We start from the raw sequence: 10,338 nt of genomic DNA, 5'->3' as shown, positions 1-10,338 counted from the left end.
GCCCCGCCGATGAAGTTGGTCTTGCTCTCCAGCGTCGTGGTGCCCTTGGCGTCTCAGGCAGGTTGATCACGGTGGCGGCGGCACGACCGAGTCCGCGAAGGCCATCACCGCGCCGCCGTGGATGGTGTTGCGGAGCGTGCAGAGGTCCGGCCGCACCAGCATTTTCGCGACAACGCGATCCTGGCCCGCCTCGGTGAAGGTGACGCCCTTCAGTTCCGCAAACGGCATCTTCATCGACTGGATCTTTTCGAGCGGCGTCATGGGCACTCCCTGCTTGTGCGGGCTTCTTTGAGATTGGTGCCGGCATGATGGATTGCCTCATCGGGCCGGGCAATGACCTCCGAGGTAATGGTACGGATGACGTCATGGCCGCCGTGACAAACCTTCGCCAGTCTGCATACCGTCCGCGATGCGCGACTTCCCTGCCCGCCGGATCGTCTGCCTGACCGAAGAGACGGTCGAAACGCTGTATTTGCTCGGCGAGCAGGACCGCATCGTCGGCGTCTCCGGCTACGCGGTGCGGCCACCGCGTGTCCGCCGCGAGAAGCCGCGGGTTTCGGCGTTCATCTCCGCCGACATTCCCAAGATTTTGGCGCTCGACCCCGACCTGGTGCTCGCCTTCTCCGATCTGCAGGCCGACATCGTCGCCGATCTCGTGCGCGCCGGTGTCGCCGTCCATGTCTTCAACCAGCGCGACGTTGCAGGCATCTTCACGATGATCGTTACCTTGGGCGCGCTGGTCGGCGCCGCCGAGCGCGCCGAGCAACTCGTGGAATACCTCGCACAACGGCTGAACGCGATCGCGACAACACCGCGTCCGGCGCCGCGGCCGAAGGTCTATTTCGAGGAATGGGACGATCCCTTGATCAGCGGCATCGGCTGGGTGTCCGAATTGATCGAGATCGCCGGCGGCGAGGACGTGCTGCCGCATCTGCGCACGCACAAGGCCGCCAGGGATCGCATCGTCACGCCCGACGCCGTGCGCGCAGCGATGCCCGACGTGATCCTGGCCTCCTGGTGCGGCAAGAAGGTGGTGCCCGACCGCATCCGCAAGCGCTGTGGCTGGAGCGACATTCCGGCCGTGCGCAACGACCGCATCGTCGAGATCAAGTCGCCGATCATCCTGCAGCCCGGCCCTGCCGCGCTGACCGACGGGCTCGATGAGATCGTCAAGGCGTTGTGGGCGTAGCGCGCGTGAATCTCACCGCCGTCATTGCGAGGAGCGAAGCGACGAAGCAATCCATGTCTCCGCACGTGGTGAGATGGATTGCTTCGCTTCGCTCGCAATGACGCAACGGGGCAGTTACGCCTTTTCCACCCCGCACCATTCCGCGATGAACAGCGCGGTCGCCTTGGTCGACTTCCGCAGCGAGTCGAGCTCGACATATTCGTTGAAGCCGTGCATCGCCGCGCCGCTGGCGCCGAAGCAGAGGCTCGGGATGTCGTAGTTCAGGCCGTAGAAGCGCGTGTCGGTCAGCGCGGTGAAGGCGCGGTCTTCCACCGCCCCGCCATAGACCGCCTGATGCGCCCTGGCGAAGGCCGCTTCCGGCGCCTCGGAGTTCACCAGTTCATAGCCTTCCGACAGGAATCCCGACCATTCCACCTGCGGCGGATTGTTCGAGAGGAAACGGTGGTCGCGCGCCGCAGCCGACACGCAGGCCAGAATCTCCTTCTGGCACTCGGCGATCGACCAGCCCGGCAGCACCGCGATGCGGCAGTCGACATCGCACCAGGCCGGCACGCTGGAGGCCCAGTCGCCGCCCTTGATGATGCCGGGATTGAAATTGATCGGATGATTGACGTCCTTGAAACGGCGGTCGGCCTTGGCGCGCTCGTTCCAGGCGATCTCGAGCTTCTCCAGCGCATGCACCAGATGATACGCCGCCATGATCGCGTTCGAGCCGGCGCCGGCCTCGAACACATGCACCGGGAAGCCACGCACCTTCAGGCGGAACCAGATCACGCCGACCTGCGAGCGGATCATCTTGCCGTTGGTCGGCTCCGGGATGAAGCAGGCATCGGCGCGGTAGCCGCGCTGCAAGGTCGAGAGCGCGCCGACGCCGGTGCTCTCCTCCTCGATCACAGACTGGAAGTGAATCCGCGCGGTCGGCTTCAGGCCGGCCTGCTTGATCGCATCCAGCGCGTAGAGCGCGGCGATGGTGCCGGACTTCATGTCGCAGGCGCCGCGGCCGTACATCCTGCCGTCCTTGATGACCGGCGAGAACGGCGGCGTCTCCCACATCTCAAGCGGGCCGGTCGGCACCACGTCGCAGTGGCCCTGCAGGATCAGCGATTTGCCGGCATTGGTGGCCGGGCGATAGGTGCCGACCACCGTGCGCGCCTTGGAGAAATCATGCTCGATCGGGCCGAAGCCGCGCAAATCCTTCAGCTCGTCGAGATTGATGTGCCAGTCGTCGACCTCATAACCGCGCTCGCGCAGCAAATCGCCGATCATGTCCTGGCACGGCCCCTCGGCGCCGCGGGTCGAGGGGATCGCGACAAAGGCCTGCGTCGTCGCAAGCTGCGCATCGAATCCCTCGTCAACGGCAGCAAGGATTCGTTGTTGCGTCTCGGCAGTCATGCTTTGGCTCCATCGGGGAAATCAGAAATGGCGGGAGCCGCAGCGTAACCCGATTTCACCCCTCCTTGTATTGCGCAAAATAAGCATCCCGCAATGCATCTTCGAGCAGACGGCCTTCCGAATAGCCATCGAGCGTTGTCGGCCGGGTCACGCCGCCGAGAAGCCGCGGACACGGCTCGGGCGCGCCGAGCACGGTGCGCACCGGAATGCGCTCGGCATAGATCGGCAACTCGTAATCCTCATCGTCGTCGGCAACGCCCTTGGCGCGCACCTTGGCCGAGGCCTCATCGATCTCCATCGCGATGAACGAGGTCGCCTTGATCTCCTGCTTGTTGCTGGCGCGCAGGCCTGCGGTGCGCTCGGGAAAGAAGCGGTCGACCATCGCGACGATGGCGCGCTCCTTCTCCTCGGGGTCGGTGACGAGATAGGCTGACCCGAACGCCATCACCGCACGATAGTCGGCCGAGTGATTGAAGCCGCAGCGTGCCAGCACCAGGCTGTCGAGATGCGCGACCGTCAGGCACACCCGCTGCCCTTCCGACTGGTTCTCCAGCATCCGGCTCGCGCTGGAGCCATGCCAATAAAGCTTGGTGCCCTCGCGCCAGAAGAAGGTCGGCGTGCAATAGGGCTGGCCGTCGATCACATAGGAGACGTGGCACAGCATCGAGGCGTCCAGGATCTTGTGCACGGTGGCGTGGTCGTAGAAGCCGCGGTCATGGCGGCGCTTGACCCGGTTGCGGGACGACATGGGATAGGACGGGGTGGACGCGCCTTCGGTCACGGCTGTGCCTTTCGAAACCTGGAATCTGTCCAGAGTTGTAGCGACCCATTTGGTCTGCGATAGTGCCAATTCCATGCGAAAAATTCCGACCAATTCCCGCAAGCCCGCGGCGCGCAAGCCCGAGCTGCCGCTCGACCTCACGGGCCCGCACGTCACACAGGGCGCGGCCTCGCAGCAGCGGCTCTATCAGGCGCTGTGCCACACGATCGTCGGCGGTCTCGTCAAGCCGGGCGAGCCGCTGCCGCCGTCGCGCGCGCTCGCCAAACAGACCGGCTTCCGCCGCAACGCGGTCACCACGGCCTATGAGCGGCTGATCGCCGACGGCTTTGCGGTGGCGACCACGGGCTCCGGCACCTTCGTCGCGGCGCGCATTCCGGCCCAGGCCACCGCACCGCGACGCGCGAAGATCGAGATCGAGCCGCCGCAGCACAATGCGTTGTCGCTCGGCTGCACCCATATCGATGAGCGCGCTCTGCAGCGCTTCCGCGCCTTTGCCGGCCGCCGGCTGCGCGCCTTCGGCTCCGAGCATCTGCATTACGGCGATCCCCGCGGCAGCAGCGAGTTGCGTGCCGCGATCTCGGACCATTTGCTGTCGGCACGCGGGCTGCGCTGCGATCCCGACCAGATCATGCTGGCCTCGGGCACGCTGCATGCGCTGCGCATCGTGTTAGGGGCGATCCTCAAGCCCGGCGACCAGGTCTGGTGCGAGGACCCCGGCTATCCGGCGGCGCGGCGCGCGATCGAGCATTGCGGCTATCGCCCGGTGTCGGTGCCGGTCGATGGCTCCGGCATGCGCATCGACAAGGGGCGCGTATCCGCTGCCGCGGCGCGCGCCGCCTATGTGACGCCGTCGCACCAGTTTCCGCTCGGCGTGCAGATGGCGATGCCGCGCCGGCTCGAGCTGCTCGACTGGGCCAGGGACGCCGGCGCCTTCGTGTTCGAGGACGATTACGACAGCGAGTTCCGCTATGACGGCGCGCCGCTGCTGTCGCTCGCCGGCATCGATCATCTGCGCCGCGTGATCTACATGGGCACGTTTGCAAAGACGCTGTTTCCGGGATTGCGGATCGGTTACTGCGCCCTGCCCGAAGCCTTGATCGGTCCTGTGACGGCGGCGCGCGCAGCGCTCGATCGTTTTCCCGGCACCCTGATGGAAGGCGCGGTCGCGGACATGCTGAACTCCGGCGCCTTCGCCGCGAACTTGCGCAAATCGCGAAAACTCTATCGCGAGGCGCGCGACGTGCTGGCGTCGACACTCACACGCGCATCCGAGGGCGAGCTCACCGTTCCCGTGCCGTCGCAGGGCCTGCATCTGGTGGCGCGGCTCGATCCCGCGACCGATCCGCTGGTTGCCGCGCAGGCCAAGGCGGCTGCCGGCGTCGGCGGCTGGCTGCTCGCCGAGACCTATCATCGCGCACGCCCACTGCCCGGCTTCGTGCTGGGATTCTCCGGTCATCCGGTTCCGCAACTCGTCGCGTCGGCGGAACAATTGGCGAAGACAACGCTGACTGCGCTGCGCGCGACGCGCAAGATATCGGTGAAGCCATCCGCCTGGCCGCAGCGCTCTAGGAGAATCGCAACCACCTGACTAAGGTCGCCCGCGTTCAGTCAGTGTCCGCCTACGGAGATACCGGATGCCCAATCGCAACGTCCTGTATCTCGTGATCGGCGCGCTGGTCGTGATCGCAGGGATGCTGGGCTACAATCTGTATCAGGCAAAGAAGCAGCCTGAAGGTTTGCAGATCAATGTCGGCCCCGACGGGGTCAAGATCCAGAACAAGTGAAGGAGGCTGCGATGCCGCGCGTTGGATTGGTCGCGCTGGTCAGCGCCGCAGCACTTGTCGCGATCATTCATTCCGCCTCCGCACAGACCGTCATGCGCGAGGCTGACATCGTCGACCTCCGGGTCGGTCAGCGCGTCCTGGTCGATGACGGCTCCTGCCCGGCTGGGCAGATCAAGCAGGTGATCGGCGCCAAGCTGAGCCAGAACGGCGTGGTGCGGACCCAAAGCTGCGTGCCGCGCCTCGCCAAAAAGTAAAGCGCCCCGCTGTCGCGAGGCCTCGTCCATCATTGCATCGATAACGCGCCGCTCAGTTCGAGATCGGCTCGAACATGCATTGCAGCGTCGGCTTGGCGATCTTGGTGAAGGTCGGGCCAATCTCGTTTTGCTTGGACGGCGGCACCCAATCGGTCTCGATGGTCGGCACGCCGGTCTCGCTGATGCCACGCAGCAGCGCCTGGCGCAGATCGGGATCGTCCACCGTCGCGGCAGCATGGTCATGGAGGCAACCGCATACGGCCTCAGGATGCGCCCAGCGCCCGAGCATATGCGGCGCGCACTGGCGCACGAACTCGTCGCGCGGTTCGGGCACCCGGTACAGCGACCGAATCTGTATCGAGTCGAGCGGAAGTTGGGATTGGGCCTGCGCGGAACCTACGAGGGCGAGCAAAGCCAGGATCGCGGCGGAACAGATACGGAGCAACATGGGGAGCCTTTACCGGCAGTTCTGTCTGTCGCGTCGCGCTCAGTTGGCCTGCGCTATCACCATCGGGGCCGAGGTGACCACCGGCGAGCCGTTGTAGGAGAAGGTGCCGATGCCGGGCAAACCATTGTCCGGGGTACCAGCCATCGACGAACCGGCCATCACGAAAGCGAAGGCGAGGATCAGGCTCATGGTCCGCATCTGATAGTCTCCGTCATTCCTGTTCGGCGTCCGGCGCCGTTGTGTTGACGGTTTGATAACGATCTGCGGTTTCGGGAGTTCTGCGGAACAAGCTGAAAATGGTTTCGTCGGCCGGAGAATTGTTTCGTCGGCGGGCAGCCCACGAAACATTGGCCGGAAAACGCCAATGTTATCAGTGACAGCACGCCACCCACGAGCGTGTTCAAAATTTCGCGCGTCGGATGCGCCCCCGCGGCTGCACGCTGCCCGCGGATTATGCGTGCAAATTGAGCGGGCTACCGCGCTTTCTTAACTTTCCTCTGCTGAGACAGGACGTTGCACAGCAAGGGCGGCGTGAACCGGCCGGTGGTTCGGCCGACTCATCTGGGCACCGTGCAACCATCTCCGCGGTGGCACGTTGAGGTGATTCCCGATCCAACGAAGGATGTCAGTCGTGGGCAATGGCAACATCGGTGTTGGCAATCAATCCGCGGCCAGCAAATCCGGCCAGCAGCAACAGATGACGGCTGCGATGCCACAGCAGGGCGCCTATGTGATGGGCGACAATGAGTGCGCGCAGCAGAGACTGGTCCGCCTCGTCGGCTGCCACGACCCGAAGGCACGCCCCGGCCTCAGCATCAGCGCGAAGCAGTTCGGGCAAACCAAGCGCTAGCTCGTCCACCGCGTCAGCCGCCCGGGCCAAGCCCCTGCTCCCTCTACTGAATGAACTCGCCGCACTTCTGCATGGCGGTGCTGTCGGCCGCGCCCCAAGGCATGATCGGCACCGACGACGTCGAGTTCTTTGGCGAGCCCTCGATCAGCTTGTCGGAATAGACCATGTAGACCAGCACGTTGCGCTTGGCGTCGCAGCCGCGCACGATCTGCATCCGCTTGAAGAACAGCGACCGCCGCTTGCTGAACATGTCGTCGCCCTGGCCGAGCTTGCCCTTGAAGCGGATCGGCCCGATCTGCCGGCAAGCCAGCGAGATATCAGAGACTTCCTCGGCAAGCCCAAGCCAGCCCTTGAAGCCGCCCTTCTCCGGCACCGTGAAGTGACAGGCGACGCCCTCGACCTCGGGGTCGTCGACGCCATAGGTCGCGAGCTTGTCGTTGGGGCTCACCCATTTGAACACCGTCGAGCGGCGAAAGATCAGGTCCGGCTCGTCGGCCGCGGCCGCGGGAACTGCCCGCCCCAAAGCCAGCAACATCAGCAGCGCTGCGCAGCCCCATCGAGACAACAATCGCACGTCACACAAGCTCACATTTCTCGATGTCATTGAGGTCTCCGCGGGGTGGGTCCCGCCTATGTAGTGCGCAAACGCCGCACAGGAAGGCGCTGACAGTTCGGTGATCAAACCGGGCGCTTTAACCTCCTGTGAGGCTTTTTTGCTACTCTTTCGTCGAAAAATCGCCCCTCACGGAAGGGTAGATCGCTTGCGCTGGTGAACGCGTTCGGCGTCTGCGACAACCAACAGATAGTTTGGACTGGGATTCGGAATATGCGCGCAAGCGGACGTCGGATTTCGATTTTTGATTCTGCGAATGCACGATTCTGGCAGTTTGCAGTTCTGACGGCGGCCGGCACCGTGGCCGCCTCCTCGCAGGCCGATGCAGCCCTGTTCTACTGGAACCGTGACTCCGGCTATTACGGCGATGTCGAGCCGATGCCGCCGCAGCCTCGGCCGAAGCCGAAGCGCAATACAGTCAAGAAGAATCCGGCGATCGAGAAGGAGGCCGGCCGCAAGCCGCAGGGTCCCCTGATCATCTCGGTCTCGATCGACCAGCAGCGGGTCAGCATCTACGACGCCAACGGCCTCTACGCCGAGAGCCCGGTATCGACGGGCATGAAGGGGCATTCGACCCCGATGGGTGTCTTCAGCGTCATCCAGAAGCAGAAATACCACCAGTCCAACATCTACAGCGGCGCGCCGATGCCGTACATGCAGCGCATCACCTGGTCGGGCATCGCCATGCACGCCGGTGTGCTGCCCGGCTATCCGGCCTCGCATGGCTGCATCCGCATGCCGATGTCGTTTGCGGTCAAGATGTACAACTGGACGCGGATGGGCGCCCGCGTGTTCGTCACGCCGGGCACGATCTCGCCGGAGAGTTTCTCGCATCCGCTGCTGGCGACGCAGAAGGTCGCGCCCCAGCAGCCGGTTGCCGATGAAGTCCTGAAGATGGATGCGCCGCTCGGCGTGAAGAGCGACAAAGGTGCGGACAAGCAATCCAGTCTCGACTTGCGCAGCAGCGTCGGCCATGCCGCTGCCGCGTCACTGCGCGACAACACCCACACCGCCGACGCCCGCAGCGCGATGCCGGCGGCGAGCGCGTCGGCGACGATGTCCGATGCCTCCTCCTCGACCGCGCGCGACGCCATTGCGGAGAAGATCGCGGCTGACAAGTCCGAGACGACGGCGACCAAGACTGCCGCGGCCGACAAGCCGGCCGAGACCAATTCCGCCGCTGACGACAGCAGCGCCGCCACCGACGACAAGACCGTCGGCGAAGTCACCGGCAGCACCGACACGCCGAAGTCCGAGGTGTCTGCAAGCGACCCGGTGAAGGCCGAAGCCAAGGCCGATGAGCCGAAGGCGGACGCCGCCAAGCCCGGCGTTGCCGAGGCACCCAAGGCCGACGCATCCAAGACTGATGCGGCCAAGGACGCCGCCAATGCCGCGAATGCGGTCAATACGGCGGATAAGCCCGCCGAGGCCGCAACTGCCGCTGATACCCCCGATGCCAAGCAGGACGCAGCCAAGGATCCGGCACGGCTGCCGGGCGTCGCCAAGATCGACGCGCCGAAGCGCGCCGGACAGATCGCGGTGTTCATCAGCCGCAAGGATTCCAAGCTCTATGTGCGGCAGAACTTTGCACCGCTATTCGAGGTGCCGGTGACGATCGCGGCAAGCGACCGGCCGCTCGGCACGCATGTGTTCACGGCGGAAGCCGACAAGACCGATGCGAACCTGCTGCGCTGGTCGGTGGTGACGCTGCCGACCCGCAACGCCGCCCGCATCGACGTCGAGGAGCGCGCCGCGCATCGTCGCAAGCTGGCGGCCGCAGCGCCGGCCGAGGCGAAGCCGCAGCCGGCGACCGACACCCCGGCCGAGGCGCTCGACCGCATCTTGATCCCGGCCGACGCGATGGCGCGGATCAACGAAGCGCTCGGCACCGGCGGATCGATCATCGTCTCCGACCTCGGCGTGAACCAGGGCGAGACCGGTGAAGGCACCGACTTCATCCTGCCGCTGCGCTGAATCACGGACCTCACCGTCATTGCGAGGAGCGATAGCGACGAAGCAATCCATGCCTCCCCGGATCGAGTTATGGATTGCTTCGCTTCGCTCGCAATGACGACAGACCGACCTCGGTCCAATCGGCCTCCACTACCTCTCCAACTATAACGCCTTCTTGAAAGCCTGCGCCTGCCCTCTGGATTATGATGTCAGCGACGTCTGTTCCGGGGACGAGACCATGATCGACCGCAGGACACTGATCGTGGCGGCCTTCGCCGCGGCCGCGGGATCCCGTGCGCTGCATGCCGAGCAGCCGGCGATGAGCCGGATCACCGCCTATGCCTTCTCCTTTCCGGCACTCTCTGGCGGCGACATCCGCCTTGCCGACTATGCCGGCCATCCCCTGATGATCGTGAACACGGCCTCGCTCTGTGGCTTCACGCCGCAATATGCCGGCCTGCAGCAATTGTGGACCGAATTCCGCGACCGCGGCTTCGTCATCATCAGCGTACCCTCCAATGATTTCGGCGGACAGGAGCCCGGCGGCCCGACCGAGATCGCCGAGACCGCGCAGCATCAATACGGCGTCACCTTCCCGATCGCGGCGAAAGCCGTGGTCAAGGGTGCAAACGCACATCCGTTTTACCGCTGGGCGGCGGAGGCACGGCCGAAGGACGTGCCGCGCTGGAATTTCCACAAATACCTGATCGGCCACGACGGCTATATCGCCGACGTCTTCCCTGAGTCGGTCACGCCGGACGACACGCGGATCAAGACCGGGATCGCACGGGCACTGGCGGCGGCCTGAGATGCCTCGATAATCCCCGGAATTAACTGGGATTTTGGGCATGAGGGCGCCACGTTCATTGCCTTGGCGTCGGCACTGTGACTAGGGTACGATCGGTTTGGGGGTGAAGCGGCCTTGGTTGCGGCAGTGCCGGCACCGGGAGCGCGATCAGCAGGGAACACGCCATGCGCATTGCGGCAGGTCTGATTTTCGCAGGGACCGTATCGTTGCTCGCGTCGAGCGCAGCTTGGTCGCAGACGCCGCCCGCCAAGGGCGCCGCCGCGGCA

At 64.9% G+C, this 10,338-nt stretch carries 12 protein-coding genes and 1 pseudogene; 7 read left to right on the top strand and 6 right to left on the bottom strand.

Annotation, left to right across the window (positions count from 1 at the left end):
* Positions 1 to 261: pseudogene (locus H8B02_RS40665) on the bottom strand (PaaI family thioesterase); the annotation flags it as partial.
* A gap of 148 nt (positions 262 to 409) precedes the next feature.
* Here H8B02_RS40665 and H8B02_RS40660 point away from each other — a divergent pair.
* Positions 410 to 1,189: a cobalamin-binding protein gene (locus H8B02_RS40660; protein WP_229171315.1), complete on the top strand. Its 780-nt coding sequence runs from the start codon at positions 410 to 412 to the stop codon at positions 1,187 to 1,189.
* 114 nt (positions 1,190 to 1,303) lie between these two features.
* On the opposite strand, the gene H8B02_RS40655 is transcribed toward H8B02_RS40660, so the two are convergent.
* On the bottom strand, positions 1,304 to 2,581 hold the full coding sequence (locus H8B02_RS40655) for an ArgE/DapE family deacylase (RefSeq protein ID WP_229171314.1): 1,278 nt from the start codon (positions 2,579 to 2,581) through the stop codon (positions 1,304 to 1,306).
* A gap of 55 nt (positions 2,582 to 2,636) precedes the next feature.
* Positions 2,637 to 3,329, bottom strand: coding sequence for a pyridoxamine 5'-phosphate oxidase family protein (locus tag H8B02_RS40650; RefSeq protein WP_233287941.1), 693 nt, complete (start codon positions 3,327 to 3,329; stop codon positions 2,637 to 2,639).
* A gap of 106 nt (positions 3,330 to 3,435) precedes the next feature.
* Between H8B02_RS40650 and pdxR the strand changes: the two genes are divergently transcribed.
* From pdxR to H8B02_RS40635, 3 genes are read left to right on the top strand one after another with little or no spacing between them, the layout of a single operon-like run.
* Positions 3,436 to 4,950: a MocR-like pyridoxine biosynthesis transcription factor PdxR gene (gene pdxR / locus H8B02_RS40645; protein WP_229171312.1), complete on the top strand. Its 1,515-nt coding sequence runs from the start codon at positions 3,436 to 3,438 to the stop codon at positions 4,948 to 4,950.
* 46 nt (positions 4,951 to 4,996) lie between these two features.
* On the top strand, positions 4,997 to 5,146 hold the full coding sequence (locus tag H8B02_RS40640; protein WP_165445530.1) for a hypothetical protein: 150 nt from the start codon (positions 4,997 to 4,999) through the stop codon (positions 5,144 to 5,146).
* Between the two features lie 11 nt (positions 5,147 to 5,157).
* Entirely contained in the window at positions 5,158 to 5,400 is a 243-nt protein-coding gene (locus tag H8B02_RS40635) for a DUF6719 family protein (protein WP_229171311.1), read from the top strand.
* 52 nt (positions 5,401 to 5,452) lie between these two features.
* Here H8B02_RS40635 and H8B02_RS40630 read toward each other — a convergent pair whose 3' ends face one another.
* Positions 5,453 to 5,848 (bottom strand): hypothetical protein, encoded by a 396-nt coding sequence (locus H8B02_RS40630; protein WP_229171310.1) that lies wholly within the window; start codon positions 5,846 to 5,848, stop codon positions 5,453 to 5,455.
* A 39-nt stretch (positions 5,849 to 5,887) separates the two neighbouring features.
* Positions 5,888 to 6,046 (bottom strand): hypothetical protein, encoded by a 159-nt coding sequence (locus tag H8B02_RS40625; protein WP_229171309.1) that lies wholly within the window; start codon positions 6,044 to 6,046, stop codon positions 5,888 to 5,890.
* Between the two features lie 424 nt (positions 6,047 to 6,470).
* Here H8B02_RS40625 and H8B02_RS40620 point away from each other — a divergent pair, with 424 nt between their 5' ends.
* Complete coding sequence (locus H8B02_RS40620; RefSeq protein ID WP_229171308.1) at positions 6,471 to 6,698, top strand: hypothetical protein; 228 nt, start codon at positions 6,471 to 6,473, stop codon at positions 6,696 to 6,698.
* A 43-nt stretch (positions 6,699 to 6,741) separates the two neighbouring features.
* Here the strand turns inward: H8B02_RS40620 and H8B02_RS40615 are convergent, their stop codons facing one another.
* On the bottom strand, positions 6,742 to 7,302 hold the full coding sequence (locus tag H8B02_RS40615; RefSeq protein ID WP_229171307.1) for a CreA family protein: 561 nt from the start codon (positions 7,300 to 7,302) through the stop codon (positions 6,742 to 6,744).
* 222 nt (positions 7,303 to 7,524) lie between these two features.
* Here H8B02_RS40615 and H8B02_RS40610 point away from each other — a divergent pair, with 222 nt between their 5' ends.
* A complete protein-coding gene (locus H8B02_RS40610; protein WP_229171306.1) occupies positions 7,525 to 9,285 on the top strand; it encodes a L,D-transpeptidase in 1,761 nt (586 codons plus the stop codon).
* A 217-nt stretch (positions 9,286 to 9,502) separates the two neighbouring features.
* On the top strand, positions 9,503 to 10,072 hold the full coding sequence (locus tag H8B02_RS40605; RefSeq protein WP_229171305.1) for a glutathione peroxidase: 570 nt from the start codon (positions 9,503 to 9,505) through the stop codon (positions 10,070 to 10,072).
* Positions 10,073 to 10,338 lie beyond the last annotated feature (266 nt).

Origin of the sequence: Bradyrhizobium altum (genome assembly GCF_020889705.1) — a bacterium.
Classification (GTDB): Bacteria; Pseudomonadota; Alphaproteobacteria; order Rhizobiales; family Xanthobacteraceae; genus Bradyrhizobium; species Bradyrhizobium altum.
Note: the sequence above shows the minus strand (reverse complement) of the source record. Positions and strands in the feature narration are given on the sequence as shown.